Annotated in this window: 15 protein-coding genes; 13 read left to right on the forward strand and 2 right to left on the reverse strand. The window is 31.7% G+C overall.

Translation table 11 applies throughout. The features are described 5' to 3' along the window. Nucleotides 1-215 precede the first annotated feature (215 nt). Nucleotides 216-782 (reverse strand): PQLLE family protein, encoded by a 567-nt coding sequence (locus tag ACW9UN_RS15860; RefSeq protein ID WP_459487376.1) that lies wholly within the window; start codon nt 780-782, stop codon nt 216-218. A gap of 749 nt (nt 783-1,531) precedes the next feature. After that, on the reverse strand, nt 1,532-3,445 hold the full coding sequence (locus ACW9UN_RS15865) for an Ig-like domain-containing protein (protein ID WP_459487346.1): 1,914 nt from the start codon (nt 3,443-3,445) through the stop codon (nt 1,532-1,534). A 126-nt stretch (nt 3,446-3,571) separates the two neighbouring features. Here ACW9UN_RS15865 and ACW9UN_RS15870 point away from each other — a divergent pair, with 126 nt between their 5' ends. The 13 genes from ACW9UN_RS15870 to cysM all read left to right on the forward strand — a co-directional run bounded on the left by ACW9UN_RS15870 (nt 3,572) and on the right by cysM (nt 15,638). Next, nucleotides 3,572-4,000 carry an RrF2 family transcriptional regulator gene (locus tag ACW9UN_RS15870; protein WP_459487347.1) on the forward strand — a complete coding sequence of 143 codons (429 nt, stop codon included), beginning with the start codon at nt 3,572-3,574 and terminating at the stop codon, nt 3,998-4,000. Nucleotides 4,001-4,016: 16 nt separating this feature from the next. Then, nucleotides 4,017-5,237 (forward strand): acyloxyacyl hydrolase, encoded by a 1,221-nt coding sequence (locus ACW9UN_RS15875; protein WP_459487348.1) that lies wholly within the window; start codon nt 4,017-4,019, stop codon nt 5,235-5,237. A 227-nt stretch (nt 5,238-5,464) separates the two neighbouring features. Next, nucleotides 5,465-5,728, forward strand: a complete 264-nt coding sequence (locus tag ACW9UN_RS15880) for a DUF2061 domain-containing protein (protein ID WP_459487349.1) — start codon at nt 5,465-5,467, stop codon at nt 5,726-5,728. After that, nucleotides 5,728-6,342 carry a phosphoadenosine phosphosulfate reductase domain-containing protein gene (locus ACW9UN_RS15885; protein ID WP_459487350.1) on the forward strand — a complete coding sequence of 205 codons (615 nt, stop codon included), beginning with the start codon at nt 5,728-5,730 and terminating at the stop codon, nt 6,340-6,342. Before ACW9UN_RS15880 ends, ACW9UN_RS15885 begins: the two co-directional genes overlap by 1 nt. A 10-nt stretch (nt 6,343-6,352) precedes the next feature. Beyond that, nucleotides 6,353-7,258, forward strand: coding sequence for a sulfate adenylyltransferase subunit CysD (gene cysD, locus ACW9UN_RS15890; protein WP_459487351.1), 906 nt, complete (start codon nt 6,353-6,355; stop codon nt 7,256-7,258). Nucleotides 7,259-7,406: 148 nt separating this feature from the next. Beyond that, complete coding sequence (locus tag ACW9UN_RS15895) at nt 7,407-8,660, forward strand: sulfate adenylyltransferase subunit 1 (protein WP_459487352.1); 1,254 nt, start codon at nt 7,407-7,409, stop codon at nt 8,658-8,660. A gap of 112 nt (nt 8,661-8,772) precedes the next feature. Further along, the gene (locus ACW9UN_RS15900; RefSeq protein WP_459487353.1) at nt 8,773-10,866 is read left to right on the forward strand and encodes a ferredoxin-like domain-containing protein; all 2,094 of its coding nucleotides are present in this window, start codon (nt 8,773-8,775) and stop codon (nt 10,864-10,866) included. Between the two features lie 17 nt (nt 10,867-10,883). Further along, nucleotides 10,884-11,645, forward strand: a complete 762-nt coding sequence (gene cobA / locus ACW9UN_RS15905; protein ID WP_459487355.1) for a uroporphyrinogen-III C-methyltransferase — start codon at nt 10,884-10,886, stop codon at nt 11,643-11,645. Between the two features lie 65 nt (nt 11,646-11,710). Continuing rightward, nucleotides 11,711-12,289: a precorrin-2 dehydrogenase/sirohydrochlorin ferrochelatase family protein gene (locus ACW9UN_RS15910; RefSeq protein ID WP_459487377.1), complete on the forward strand. Its 579-nt coding sequence runs from the start codon at nt 11,711-11,713 to the stop codon at nt 12,287-12,289. A 55-nt stretch (nt 12,290-12,344) separates the two neighbouring features. Further along, nucleotides 12,345-13,400, forward strand: a complete 1,056-nt coding sequence (locus tag ACW9UN_RS15915; protein ID WP_459487356.1) for an NAD(P)/FAD-dependent oxidoreductase — start codon at nt 12,345-12,347, stop codon at nt 13,398-13,400. Between the two features lie 233 nt (nt 13,401-13,633). Next, nucleotides 13,634-13,963 carry a 2Fe-2S iron-sulfur cluster-binding protein gene (locus tag ACW9UN_RS15920; protein WP_159948692.1) on the forward strand — a complete coding sequence of 110 codons (330 nt, stop codon included), beginning with the start codon at nt 13,634-13,636 and terminating at the stop codon, nt 13,961-13,963. 9 nt (nt 13,964-13,972) lie between these two features. After that, complete coding sequence (gene epsC / locus ACW9UN_RS15925) at nt 13,973-14,746, forward strand: serine O-acetyltransferase EpsC (RefSeq protein WP_459487357.1); 774 nt, start codon at nt 13,973-13,975, stop codon at nt 14,744-14,746. A gap of 4 nt (nt 14,747-14,750) precedes the next feature. After that, nucleotides 14,751-15,638, forward strand: coding sequence for a cysteine synthase CysM (cysM, locus tag ACW9UN_RS15930; RefSeq protein ID WP_159948688.1), 888 nt, complete (start codon nt 14,751-14,753; stop codon nt 15,636-15,638). The last annotated feature ends 48 nt before the right edge of the window (nt 15,639-15,686 follow it).

A 15,686-nucleotide genomic window follows, 5' to 3' on the forward strand; every position in this document is an offset into this window, starting at 1 on the left:
GGTCGCTGCCTTTCTTTATCTTGTAATAATCAAGATTCTTAAACCTCATATCTTACGATATGAGGTTTTTTATTTTAAATTATTTCGAAATTTATTTTATTTCAATTGTAAGATTAGAGCTTAACTTTTAATAATTTTTCCTAAAGATTCTAATAATTGTGGTTCATCTTCTAGGGCGATTCTTGACATAGCGTAAAAATTGCTCATGTATTTTTCTAACTTAACAAATGCTTTGTTTTTTTGGTAGCATTCTGTGCATTTCCTTTGGATTGAATATAGGCTGCTCTAAAACTTTCTAATTCATTTATGGCTGCTAATGCTTCTGTAACAGATTGTGTTGTGATTTGTACTACTGTTAGTTGACTAACTAAGTTTGGTTGTGCGTTTAATGTGTTGTAAAATAAACTTATGGTTTCTAACCATTTTACATATGATTTAGGGACTGAGCCTGTTAAAGCTAGTTCTTTGAGAACTAAAGTATTGTTTTTAAAAATGATTTTAGATTTTTTACGATCTTTACCATATGTTGCATCGATTTCTATGCGCTTGTTTTCGAAGAGTTTGTAGGCCTTTAGTTTGCTGTCTTCTATTTGTTGGTTTTGTAAGAATTGATTTTTAGTCTCTTTTAACAATGCTTTACCTTCATCAATTTTTGTGGTGTTGTAACCCAATTCTTCCATTAAAGGTTTGATTACTGGATTGGTTTCTACATTGTGTAATGTAATTCTTGTTGCTTCTAAGATTTCTGATTGTGAGCGTGGATTTTTTAGTGCAATGGCAATTTATTTATCTTTAATATTCGATTTCTTTTTCGTGGAATAACGAGGTAATTGTATTAATTTAGCTTTCATTACTTTTACGTGGCGTTCCTTGACGATTAAAATTAATTACTCTTCTATAGATTTACTGACTTTATTAATAAATTGCATTATTTTGTTAATAAGTAGGGTTACTGAGTAGTTCGTATTGCTGCTTAACAATCAAGGAAGGGGGATTAGGGATTTGTTTTGGTTGCTTAGTGTTTCTGTTGGCTTACTTTATCATCCGTACGGAATCTTAAAGACGTGTTTTGATTGTTTTGAGTTCTTGTTGTATAGATTTTGCCATTAATTAACGAATTAATTTGGAAGGTTTTTATTTTGCTAACTGGATTTATGATTATTTTGAGATCTTAGAGGTTTAGTTATGTGTTTATACCTATATGGTTTTTAAAACCTTGCAGGATATTGGATGTTTTAGCTTTCTTCATCATAATTTAAATGATATTGGTTTTATTTCAGTGGATATTTGAAGTGCTAAATCAATATTTTGATCTAGCCATGCTGTATCCATATAAAAAAGCAATTAATCGTATGAAGCCCCATTAGATTTACCTTTCATTGTAAAGGTATATTGCTCAGTGTATCTTCGGCTTCAAAAACTATATAATCATCTCCATATTTTACATTAGATTGAGCACTCGTATAGTTAAAATATGATATAAATATTATGAAAACTAAATTCTTGAACATACCCTTTTGTAACATAATTTTTATTTAATGATTAGTTTTCTATGAATTGTAATATGATCAGCTTGTAACTTAACAATATATACACCTGATTTAAATGCATCAGTAGAAATCTGTCTGTGGCTAACTAGTTTTGAATACACTAATTTGCCAGACATATCAAAAATTTGCGCTTTTAAGTTTGAAACGTTAGCGCTAGTATTAATCATAAAATAGTTTTCAGCAGGATTTGGATACAGTTGTATTGCTTGATTAAGGAGTTCTTTTTTAATTGATAAAGTTCCAGATGGCACGACTTCAAAACCAGCATATAAACTATTAATACCACCAAAATTTTGTGCGGCAAAAATTTGTAAAACTGCAGTTTCAGAACTGTTTCCAGTGTTATGATCTGCAACTGTATAGTTTACAGTTTCGGTAACTTCTGCTGCTCCAAGTGCAACATTGTCTATATTTAAGTTGGGTCCAACAGCTTTACCCCCGTTATTTATTGCATATCTAATTACTACTCTTCCAAAACCTGTACCACCAAATTCTGTGATATTAGAATGAGATATTTCCATTTCTAAAACCTCATCAATTTCTATTTTATTAGATCTAGCTGTTTTAAAATCAGCTATAGACATACCATTAATTTTATTAATGGAAACAGACATTGGAATAGCTTCTTCTATAACTACATCAGCTTCTCCAAAAATGGTATTGTTATCATTAGAGGTTGCTGTAATTTTTACTGATCCTGTACTTATTCCTGTAACCATTCCATTTTGATCTACTGTTGCAATAGCATCATCACTACTAGACCAGGTTACACTTCTGTCATCAGCTGTTTCTGGTAAAACAGTAACAGACAATTGATCTGACTCTCCCTCTACAATATTAATTTGGTTTGGGTTTACAGTTACAGAAGTAACCGGTTCATTAAAAAATGCCACCAAAGTAATTTCTGTGGTTGCTATTAAAGAATTATCAAATTTATTAACTGCTGTTATGGTTACTTTGTCTGTAATACTTCCTTTAGCGGTTATAATTCCGTTTTCATCAACACTAACAATTGCATCATCAGAAGAACTCCAAGTTGCATTCGGATTTGCATTTGTCGGAGTCATAATTGTTTCAAGTTGTAATGATGTACCTACTCTTAAATCTATTTTATTTGAGTTAAAAACCATAGCTGTAGGAATTGCATAAGGACGCAGTTCTTCTGGAAGTTGAATCGCTAAATCTGGTCCTTGATTGTTGATGTTATGCGCTAAATAAGAAGTGTCATAAAAAACAATATAATCAACAATAGCTGTGTTAGACCTGCCCTTTAAGTAAAAGGTATATTCTTCTCCTTCAACTAAATTATAAAATAAACCATTGTTACCATTATGTTCTAAGTTGATACAAGTTCCCCATTTATTGGCACCTCTACCAAAAAATTTATGAAATGTTCTTAAATCATTTTCAGTATGTTTTGCAGATCCACTAGTAAAATTGCCTTCCATTTTAACAAAGAAATCGTTTCTAAGATCTGCCAATTCCCACCAAACTGGGTCAGTGTCTCCAGGAGGAGTTAGCCATTTACCTTTATTGGGATTATTAGATTCTCGTAAAGGAGTATGCAATCGCATTGCAATTTGATAAGTACCTGTTTTTGGGCAAGTAAATTTATATTCTAATTCGCTTCCAGCGCCTTGCCAAGGTCCTGTATATTCTAAATAAGTATCATTTATTGGATCTGGAGAATCATTTTTGTAAAATAGGTATTCTAAATATCCAGAACTTTGAGGTGTTCTAACTGTCCACAAACTTCCTAAGTCTGTCTCTGTGTCTTCTGCTTCAAAAACAATATAATCGTCTCCATATTTTATATTATTTTGGGCATTTAATGGCTGAAGCATGCCAAATATGGCAACTAAAAAAAGAGTAATTTTAAAAGTAATTTTGTTCATAGTTAAGTATTTTAATATCAGTATAAATTTGGTAAATAATAAACACATGCAACAAAACAGATGTTCATATTTATAGGATAAAAAATCAGTTACTTTTTTTGATTAGAAATTCTCTATCTTAGCATTATGCTATCTAAAAAAACAAAATACGGTATTAAAGCGCTTACTTACTTGGCAAAACAAGAATGCAAAGCGCCTGTTCAGATTGCAACTATTTCTAAAAGTGAAAATATTTCTTTAAAATTTTTAGAAAGTATTTTATTAACACTACGAAAAAATGGTTTGTTAGGGTCTAAGAAAGGAAAAGGTGGAGGATACTATTTATTAAAAGAGCCAAACGAAATTTTAATGACTACTATTTATAGAATTTTAGAAGGCCCTATTTCTATGGTACCTTGCGTGAGTTTAAATTTTTATGAAAAATGTGCAGATTGTCCTGATGAAAATACATGCGCTGTTCATAAATTAATGATACAAGTTAGAGATAATACGCTAAAAATTTTTAAAAATACAACTTTAGCAGATATATCTTCAGCAGTTAAAAAAACAGATTAGAAATAATAACTTAAACATGAAAAAAAGAGTATTATTTGTTTTGTTTTTTTGTATTACGTTAGATTTTTTAGGCCAAGTAACAAAGAAACAGAAAACAAAATTTACCAATTTCTTAGCAAACTCATACTACAGCATTAATTTGGGTGGAATTTTTTACCCATTTTCTAATGATAATTTAATTGATGGTTATGAAACAGAAACATTTAGCAGAAATTGGTTTTCTGGTAGATTACTTTTAGGCCATAAATTAAATGACAACGTATCAATTCAGTTTGGGACAATGAGGCCAGCAGCTTGGTTTAAATACGATAATGTAAATAATATAGGTTATTACAGAAGTGTGTGGATTAATGCTTGGTCCCTTTCCTTAAAAAAAGACTTTCAACTTCAAGAAAAAACAGCTGTTTACTTAGAAGCTGGTTTAGCAAATTTAACCAGATTTGGTTTTTCTATTGATGATAAAGTTATTTATAATGATGCCCATTATGCTAGTTTAATTTATGGTTTTGGGTTGCAATATAAGCTATCTAATAAATGGCGTCTATCTGCAAACGGTACGTTCTTGCCAAGGTCAGATAAAAATAATCAACCTTCTATTTCGCAAGCATCCTTGGGGTTTGAATATCACTTACAACAAGTTGATGATAAAACGGCTGATGAATATGAAAATAATGAATATTTTTTTCCGAATCATATTTTTCAACTTAGTTATGGAACAGGAGCAATTGGCTTTGGTTTCAACCAATTTTTTGGTATGAGCTTGCCAGTTGGTAATTTCGATAGTTTTGGAATTCCTGTTTTTTGGGTTGGTAATGTTAAAGCACAACATGCAGTATCATTAACGTATCAAAAATTAATTTACAGGTCAGAAAAAATATTCTCTTTAGATTGGGGTTTAAGCGCTACATATTTCCAATCTCAAAAAGGCAAAACAGATGTTTTTGCATTCTCTATTTTTCCGACATTACGTTTTTATATAATGAGAAAAAAAGGTTTCGATTTCTATACAAATTATTCTATTATAGGACCAGCCTTTATCTCTAAAGCTGATATAGATGGTTTTAAATCAGGTCCAAAAATCACCTATCAAGATACTATGGGCTTTGGCGTTTTTTTTGGTGATAAAAGAAAATACAATGTAGAAATGCGCATCATGCACTATTCAAATGGTAATATTTTTACCAGAAATGATGGTGTTGCTATCCCTTTACAACTTACTTTAGGAAAAACTTTTTAACTTTATAAATAGTCTAAAGATAATGTTAACAATATTTAACATTTATTTTTTTTGCGAAAAGGTTTTAGTAATCTTAAATCCTTAAAATTACCGTCATTTTATTAGAAATCTACTAAATCTATAGGATTTTATAAATTTTGTTGTTTTTTTATCACTTCAATACAAAAATATGATGTATGTTTGCTTACTCTACTAAATAAGTAGGATAATAAAATTCATAATTTTTTATGATTGCAGATCAAATGATTTTTAGCAAAAAGATAGCAAAACAAAGTTTTGAAGATGATGTTGCCTCAGAAAAACCTTTAAGAAGTATAGTTAAAGCATTGAGTTGGAGACTTATTGGTACATTAGATACTTTAGTGGTTTCATACTTTCTTACAGGCAAAATTACATTAGCAGCTTCTATAGCATCAGTAGATTTTTTAACAAAATTAGTTTTATACTTCTTCCATGAAAGAATTTGGAATAAAATAAAATGGGGAAAATAATGAGCCTAGATTTAGACAAAATAAACAAAGAATTAAAAGACAAAAGCCCTTCAGAAATTATTTCTTGGGCTATTTCTTTTGCAAAAAATGCAGTAATTACTACCAATTTTAGACCTTATGAAGTTGCAATTTTAAATGCAGTTACAGAAGTGAAAAAAGACATAAAAGTAATTTGGTGTGATACTGGTTATAACACAGTGCAAACCTATAAACACGCAGAAGAAATTATAGAAAAATTAGCCTTAAACATACAGTTATACACACCAAAACAAACAGCTGCTCATAGAAATGTGGTTTTAGGAGTTCCATCAATAGAAGATCCAAAACATGCAATTTTTACAGAGCAAGTAAAGCTAGAGCCTTTTGCAAGAGCCATGAAAGAACATCAACCAGATGTTTGGTTTACAAATCTTAGAAAAGGACAAACAGCATTTAGAAATAGTATAGATGTTGTTTCTTTAAGCAAAGATGGTATTGTTAAAGTGAGCCCATTTTATCACTGGTCTGATGAGCAATTAGATGCTTATTTAAAAGAAAAGAATTTACCAAACGAGTTTACCTATTTCGATCCAACAAAAGTAGAAAGTAACCGTGAATGTGGTTTACATATATAAAAAATAAGACATGAGTCAGACAACAATACAAGTAGATGCTTTAGAAAGTGAAGCAATTTATATTTTTAGAGAAGTAGTAGCGCAGTTCGAAAAACCTGTCTTATTATTTTCAGGAGGTAAAGACAGTATTACTTTGGTACGTTTAGCACAGAAAGCATTTTATCCTGCTAAAATTCCTTTTCCATTAATGCACATAGATACAGGGCATAACTTTCCAGAAACTATTGAGTTTAGAGATCGTTTGGCAAAAGATTTAGGTGTTGAGCTAATTGTAAGAAACGTACAAGATAATATCGATTCTGGTAGAGTTAAAGAAGAAACAGGTAGGTATGCAAGTAGAAATATGTTGCAAACAGAAACTTTATTAGATGCTATAGAAGAATTTGGTTTCGATGCCTGTATAGGAGGTGCAAGAAGAGATGAAGAAAAAGCAAGAGCTAAAGAAAGAATTTTTTCTGTAAGAGATGATTTTGGTCAATGGGATGAAAAAAACCAACGTCCAGAAGTGTTTGATATGTTAAATGGACGTATTGATTTAGGTCAGAATGTTCGTGTTTTTCCAATCTCTAACTGGACAGAATTAGACGTTTGGTCTTATATAGAACAAGAACAAATCGAAATTCCATCAATATATTTTGCACATAAAAGAAAGGTGTTTGTTAGAGATGGAATGATTTGGTCTGCTGCAGATGATGTTGTTTATAGAGATGAAGAAGAAGAAGTAATAGAAAAAATGGTTCGTTTTAGAACAGTAGGAGATATGAGTTGTACAGCAGCAGTTTTATCTGATGCAGTAGATATTTCTAAGGTGGTAGAAGAAATTAGAGATTCCTCCATATCAGAAAGAGGCGCAAGAATAGATGATAAGCGTTCTGAAGCTGCCATGGAAAAAAGAAAACAACAAGGGTATTTTTAGCCCCCTTTCCCCCAAAGGGGGTAAAACTGGAAACAACATCCTGCAAGGTTTTAAAAACCTTGTAGGTATAAAAAATAGTAGTAAAATTAATAAAAGTAACACTTTCCACAAGAGTGTTCCTTCCCTTTGGGAAGGTTAGGATGGGCTTATGAAAGTATTAAAAATAGCAACAGCAGGTAGTGTAGATGATGGTAAAAGTACCTTAATTGGGCGTATTTTATACGATACCAAATCACTAACTGACGATAAATTAGAAGCCATAGAAGAAAAAAGTCAACAAAGGGGTTTCGATTATTTAGATTTTTCTCTGGCCACAGATGGTTTAGTTGCAGAGCGTGAACAAGGAATTACCATTGATGTAGCACATATTTATTTTTCAACGCCAAGCAAAAGTTTCATTATTGCAGATACTCCTGGGCATATAGAATATACCAGAAATATGGTTACAGGTGCTTCTACAGCACAAGCTTCAATTGTTTTAATTGATGCAAGAAATGGAGTTGTAGAACAAACATACAGACACTTTTTTATCAATAATTTATTAAGGATAAAAGATGTTGTAATTGCTGTAAATAAAATGGATTTGGTAGATTTTTCTGAAGAAAAATACAATATCATTAAAGGCGAAATCGAATATTTAGCAAGTAAAAGTGAATATAAAGGTCAGAATTTAACTTTTATTCCATTATCAGCTTTAAAAGGAGATAATGTTGTAGAAAAATCTGAAAATATGGATTGGTATCAAGGAGAAACCTTAATGCATCATTTAGAAAGATTAGATGCAGAAGATATTAACGATGAGTCTCAAACACGTTTTCCAGTTCAAACTGTAATCAGACCAAAAACAGATGCTTATCACGATTTTAGAGGCTATGCAGGTAAAATTTATGGAGGTGATTTTGAAGTTGGAGATGAAGTAGCAATTTTACCTTCGTTAACAAAATCGAAAATAAAAACCATTAATTTCTTTGATAAAGAATATCAAAAAGCAAAAAGAGGAAGCTCAGTTACCATTACTCTAGAAGATAATGTAAATGTAAGTAGAGGAGATATGTTAGTAAAAATAAATGAGGAGCCACAAATTGCAAAACAATTAGAGGCAACAATTTGTTGGATGGACAAAGAACCTTTGCAAGCATCACAAAAATATTACATTAAACATGGTGTAAACGATGCACAAGCTAAAATTACGCAACTATCAAGTATTATAAAAACTGATTTTTCTGGTATTGAAGAAAATCCATCAGAATTAGAATTAAATCAAATAGGAGATATCCAATTAAAATTAAGTAAACCATTGGCTTTTGATGCGTATAAAAACAACAAATCAAATGGTTCATTTATTTTAATTAATCCAAAAACTAACAATACTGTAGGGGTTGGTTTTATAAAAGCCCCCTAACACCCAAAGGGGGAATTTAGCAAGTTTGTGAAAAAGAAGAAAGTAATAAGTATTAACAATTTAAAATAACCGTAAAAAACTCCCTCTCCTTTGGAGAGGGTTGGGGAGAGGAATGAAAAGTTTTGAAACAGAAATAGAAAATCCGGTTGTAGAAAAAGATATTATTGAATTAGCAGATAAAATTGCAAAATTCAATAACTTACAAATTGATGAAGAAAAATTTAGAAGTCTTCGTTTAGCCAGAGGAGTTTACGGTCAGCGTCAAGCAGGTGTTCAAATGATTCGTATAAAATTACCTTATGGTAAAGTAAAAAGTAATCAATTACGAAGAATTGCTGAGGTTTCTGATGAATATTCAAGAGGTAGATTACACATCACAACACGTCAAGATATTCAAATTCATTATGTAGATTTAAATAGAACCCCAGAATTGTGGGCAGAATTAGAAAAAGATGAGGTTACTTTACGTGAAGCTTGTGGTAATGTGGTTAGAAATGTAACTGCTTCAGAAACTGCTGGTATAGATGTAAACGAGCCTTTTGATGTTTCTCCTTATGCAGACGCTTTGTATAAATTCTTTTTACGTAACCCAATTTGTCAAGAAATGGGTCGTAAATTTAAAGTTTCTTTTTCTTCTACAGATGAAGATACAGGCTTATCTTATTTACACGATTTAGGTTTTATCGCAAAAATACAAGATGGTGTAAGAGGTTTTAAAGTCATGGTTGGTGGCGGCTTAGGTTCACAACCTAGACACGCAGATGTTCTTTATGATTTTTTACCATCAGATAAAATTATTCCAGTTATGGAAGGTGTTTTACGAATTTTTGATAGATATGGTGAACGTAAAAGTAGGGCCAAAGCTAGAATGAAATTCTTGCTAAAAGATATCGGTTTAGAGGCTTTTAGAGATTTAATAGCCAAAGAACAAAAAGCAATTGAATTTAAAACGGTTACCATAAATGCAGATGCTTATGTTGCCTCAACTCCAGTTTCTGTTGATGTCCCTCAGGTTGAAATTAAAAATCAAGAAGCTTTTAATTTATGGAAATCGACCAACTTAATTCCGCAAAAACAAGAAGGTTATGTTGCAATCGGAATTAAAGTTTTATTAGGCGATTTTTACACAGACAAAGCAAGATTATTAGCAGATTTAGTTGATGGGTATGCAGCAGGAGAAATCCGTTTAACGTTACGTCAAAATATTGTAATTCCTTTTGTAAAAGAAGATTTAGTCCCTTATTTTTATCAAGAATTAGAAAAATTAGGTTTTGTAGAAGCAGGGTATAACAAAGCAGTAGATATTACAGCTTGTCCAGGTACAGATACCTGTAATTTGGGTATTGCAAGTAGTACTGGTATTGCAGACGAATTAGAACGAGTAATTAAGACTGAATACCCCCAGTATTTAAAAAATGAAGATTTAATCATTAAAATTAGTGGATGTATGAATGCTTGTGGGCAACACAATATGGCTAATATTGGTTTCCAAGGGATGACAGTAAGAACTAAAGACAAATTAGTAGCACCAGCATTACAAGTGTTGCTAGGGGGTCAGAATAATGGTGATGGAAATGCAATTTTTGCAGATAAAGTAGTAAAAGTGCCAAGTAAAAGAGGTCCTGAGGCTTTGCGTAGAATTTTAAATGATTTTGAAACTAATAGTAATACATCTAAATTCGGAGATTATTATAAAGAAAAAGGAGAAAGATATTTCTATGACTTATTAAACGATTTGCAAGATGTAACTAATTTAACTCAAGACGATTTTATTGATTGGGGTGAAGATGAAAAGTATGTAAAAGCAATTGGTGTAGGAGAATGTGCAGGAGTTGTTATCGATTTAATTGCTACTTTATTTTTAGAAAGCGAAGAAAAAATAGAGAATGCAAAAGAAGCTTTAGAAAACGGAGTGTATTCAGGTTCAATATACTATACATATCAATCAATTGTAAATTCGGCAAAAGCGTCTTTATTAGCAGAAAATAAGAAAACAAATACGCATGCAAGTATTATTGCTCAATTCGATGAATTGTTTGTAGCATCTGGTAAAATTGATTTAGGTACATCTTTTTCAGAATTGATCTATCAAATTAATAAATTTGCACCAACCAAAGAGTTTGCAGAAAAATATATCAATGATGCAACTTTATTTTTGCAAAAAGTAAGAGCTTTTAGAGCAGCAGAAACTACAATTGCACAGTAAATAGTAAAAAGAAAAAAATGAGTTTTAAAACACCAAAATTAACAGTTGTAGGGGCTGGGCCTGGAGACATAGATTTAATTACTGTTAAAGCAATTAAGGTTTTAAAAACGGCGGATGTAGTGTTATATGATGCTTTGGTAAACGAAGAATTATTAGACTATATAAACCCAGAAGCAGAACAAATTTTTGTAGGAAAAAGAAGAGGTTGTTATCGTTATCAACAAGAACAAATTAACGAGCTCATTGTAGAAAGAGCAAAAGCTTTTGGTCATGTGGTTCGCTTAAAAGGCGGAGATCCTTTCATTTTTGGTAGAGGTGCAGAAGAAATGGAATATGCTGCAAATTTCGGAATAAATGTGGCAATGGTTCCAGGTATTTCATCATCGATGGCAGTAGCTGCAAATCAAAATATACCAGTTACTAAAAGAGGAAGTTCAGAAAGTTTTTGGGTAATTACAGGCACAACAAAAGACCATAAAATATCTGAAGATATAAAATTGGCAGCAAAATCTAATGCAACAGTTGTGGTGTTAATGGGGATGAGCAAATTGCCTCAAATTGTAAATTTATTTCAGGCTGAAAGTAAAAATGATTTGCCAGTGGCTATTATTCAAAATGGGACAAGACCAGACGAAAAAATAGGAATTGGAACTGTAGACACCATAGAAAATATTGTTGCAGAAAAAGCATTAAAAAACCCTGCAATAATTGTTTTAGGAGAAGTTGTAAAGCACAGAGCAATCATAAATTCTTTAGTAAAAGAAGCGATAAGTAAATAGTGAAAGTACTAGATAAAAATAAAAGTTCAGAGAATCAGATTCCAGCTTTTGGGGATAAAATGGAAATGGAAAGAAATAATCTATATCCAATTTTCTTAAAAGCAAAAAACCTAAATTTTCTAATTGTAGGTGGTGGTTTTGTGGCAGAAGAAAAATTAACCTTTTTATTAAAATCAAGTCCAGATGCAAAAGTAACAATAGTTTCTCCAATGTTTAGAGAGGGTACAATTGCCTTAGCAAAAAAAGGTTGCGTTACATTAATAAATGATGTTTATCACGAGAAATATTTACAAGGACGACATATTGTGGTGGCTACTACAGATATTCCAGAGATAAATGTTCAAGTTTGGAAAGATTGTAGAGCTCAAGCAAAATTGGTAAACGTGGCTGATAACCCTCCATATTGCGATTTTTATATGGGCGGAATTGTAACCAAAGGAAACGTAAAAGTGGCAATTTCAACAAACGGAAAATCGCCAACAACAGCTAAAAGATTACGTCAATTTTTCGAAGAAGTAATTCCAGAAAATATTGATGATTTAGTGAAAAATTTAAACGAGTATAGAAAAACTATCAAAGGAGACTTTGAAGAAAAAGTAGAAAAGCTAAACGAATTCACAAAAAGTTTAGTAGAAAAAAAGTAGAAAGATTGAGACCTTTCAGGTTTTAAAAAACTGAAAGGTCTACAAAAAGTAGATTATGATACAAACAGATATACTAATTATCGGAGCAGGACCAACAGGATTATTCACAGTTTTTGAAGCTGGATTGTTAAAATTAAAATGTCATTTAATTGATGCTTTGCCACAACCAGGTGGTCAATGTTCAGAAATTTATCCTAAAAAACCTATTTATGATATTCCTGCTTATCCAGAAATTTTAGCCGGAGATTTAACGGATAAATTGATGGAACAAATCAAACAATTTGAACCTGGTTTTACCTTAGGAGAAAGAGCAGATACTATTGATAAACAAGAAGATGGTACTTTTATTGTAACCACAAATAAAGGTACAAAACACCACGCAAAAGTTGTTGCAATTGCAGGTGGTTTAGGTTCTTTTGAACCAAGAAAACCATTACTAGAAAATTTAGCAAAGTACGAAGACAATGGTGTAGAATACATTATTAAAGAACCAGAATTGTACAGAGATAAAAAAGTAGTAATTTCTGGTGGTGGAGATTCTGCTTTAGATTGGGCAATTTTCTTATCAGATGTAGCATCAGAAGTAACCCTAATTCATAGAAGAAACGAATTTAGAGGCGCTTTAGATTCTGTAGAAAAAGCACAAGAATTAAAAAACTTGGGTAAAATTAACATCATCACTCCTGCAGAAGTAAAAGGAATTATTGGTGATGATAAAGTTACAGGTGTTGTTGTAGAGAAAAAAGGAGAAGATGGGTTTATTGTAGATACAGATCACTTTATTCCTCTATTCGGATTGTCTCCAAAATTAGGGCCAATTGGTAACTGGGGATTAGAAATTGAGAAGAACGCCATTAAAGTAAATAATGCGTTAGATTATCAAACCAATATTCCAGGAATTTATGCAATTGGTGACGTAAATACATATCCAGGGAAATTAAAACTGATTCTTTGTGGTTTCCACGAGGCTACATTAATGTGTCAAAGTGCATACAAGAGAATATTTCCAGATAAAAAGTATGTAATGAAATATACCACAGTTGGTGGGGTTCAAGGTTTTGACGGAACAAAAAAAGAAGCACCAAAAGCAGTTGTAAAAGCAATTCAGTAATTTTTTTAGAAGCTATTTCCAGCTTTCAGTACTCGCTTTTTTGCTCCAAAAAGCAAAAAGAGCTCAAACAAATACTTCAATCTGGGCTAGACTTGTCTAAAGCCTATAGATTTATTCCAATTAATTGCGAATTTAAACCTTAAAGGCTTTCTTGTTTATTTAGGAACAATCTAAGTGTAAATTTGTTAGGTTTGTATAAATTTGCAGACAACATAAATAATGAAAATAGATAGATGCAAGACATCAATATAAAAATAACAGACAGAAATGGTGAGACGCACGAAGTTGTAGCACCAACAGACATGGCAATGAACCTAATGGAAGTGGTACGTTCTTACGAATTAGCAGAAGAAGGAACTATCGGTATTTGTGGAGGTATGGCAATGTGTGCTTCATGTCAATGTTATGTAAAATCTAATCACGAATTACCAGAAATGACAGATGATGAAGATGCGATGTTAGCAGAAGCATTTAATGTAGAAGACAATAGTAGGTTAGGTTGTCAAATACAAATGACTCCAGAAATGGATGGTTTAGAAGTTGAATTAGCACCAGAAAGTTAAGGTGATATCATGGAACAAACAGAACAAATAAAAACAAAACAATTGATTAGTTTTAAAAACTACAGCATGTGTTTGCGAGATGCAGTTGCATCTTTTACAAAACAATTAATCAATAATTTGTTCGATGTAAATCATTTGTCAGAAAGTGGGGCAAAAACTAAAGCACAGTTCCTAAAGATTTTAGAAAGACTGTCAATTGAGAACGGTGAAGAAATTTGGTGTTCTTATGAAAGTCATTTTACAGAAATAAGAAAAAAATTGGATTTAGATGCACAAGCTGCTCATAAAAATGATCCAGCTTCTAAAAGTTTAGAAGAAGTGTATTTAGCATATCCCGGTTTTTACGCTATTGCCGTACATCGTTTAAGTCATCAATTGTTGCAATTAGAAGTGCCTATTTTACCAAGAATGATGAGCGAGTTTGTACACAGTACAACAGGTACAGATATTCATCCAGGAGCAGAAATAGGGGATTCTTTTTTTATCGATCATGCAACAGGAATTGTAATTGGAGAAACAACTGTCATTAAAAATGATGTTCAAATTTTTCAAGGGGTAACCTTGGGTGGAATCCAAGTAAAGAAAAGTTTAGCATTAACCAAAAGACATCCAACCATAGAAAACCGAGTGGTTATTTATGCAAATGCCACTATTTTAGGAGGTGATGTTGTTATAGGTGCAAATTCTGTAATCGGTGCAAATGTATGCATTACAGAATCAGTATCAGAAAATTCTGTGGTTACAGTACAATCAGAAAATAAAATATTTCAAAAGAGAAAATAGAAAGATGAAAACTAAAAGTATTATAGATTTTGTTGGAAATACCCCTTTAGTGGAAGCTCAAAATATATTTCAAAAAGACGGAGTAACATTATTGTTAAAGTTAGAAGGAAATAATCCTGGAGGAAGTGTTAAAGATAGAGCTGCTTATTATATGATTTCTGAGGCAATCAAAAGAAAAAATATAAAAAAAGGTGATACTTTAGTAGAGGCAACTAGTGGAAATACAGGAATTGCTTTAGCGTTAATGGCAAAAGTATTAGGAGTAAATATGGTCATTACAATGCCAGAAAACTCAACCATTGAACGTGTAAAAACAATGCGTGCTTATGGTGCAAAAGTAATTTTAACACCTGCTGATAAAGGAATGGAAGGTGCAATTGATCACGCTTTAAAGTTAAAATATAAAAAAGGATATTTTAGATTAAATCAGTTTGATAATTTCGATAATCCAAAAGCACATTACAACACTACAGGTCCAGAAATTTGGAGAGATACAGAAGGTCAAGTAACCCATTTTGTCTCAGCAATGGGTACTACAGGAACCATTACAGGTGTTTCAGACTTTTTAAAAGGAAAGAATGAAAATATTCAAATTATTGGAGCACAACCAAAAGATGGTGCTAAAATCCCAGGAATCAGAAAATGGCCAGAAGAATATTTACCTGCAATTTTTAAGGCAAACAAAATAGATCAAGTTTTAGAAGTTAGTGAAGAAGAAGCCAAAGCAATGACCATTCGTTTGGCACAAGAAGAAGGAATTTTTTCAGGAATGAGTAGTGGAGGTTCAGTAGCTACAGCTATAAAAATTGCCAATTCAATAGATAAAGGTGTTGTTGTGGCTATAATATGTGATAGAGGAGACAGATACTTATCATCAGATATCTTTGAATAAATTATAAAATAAAAAAAAAAGTTCGTTACTTTGTCTCGAATTTGGTTC

Source organism: Polaribacter litoreus (genome assembly GCF_054584775.1).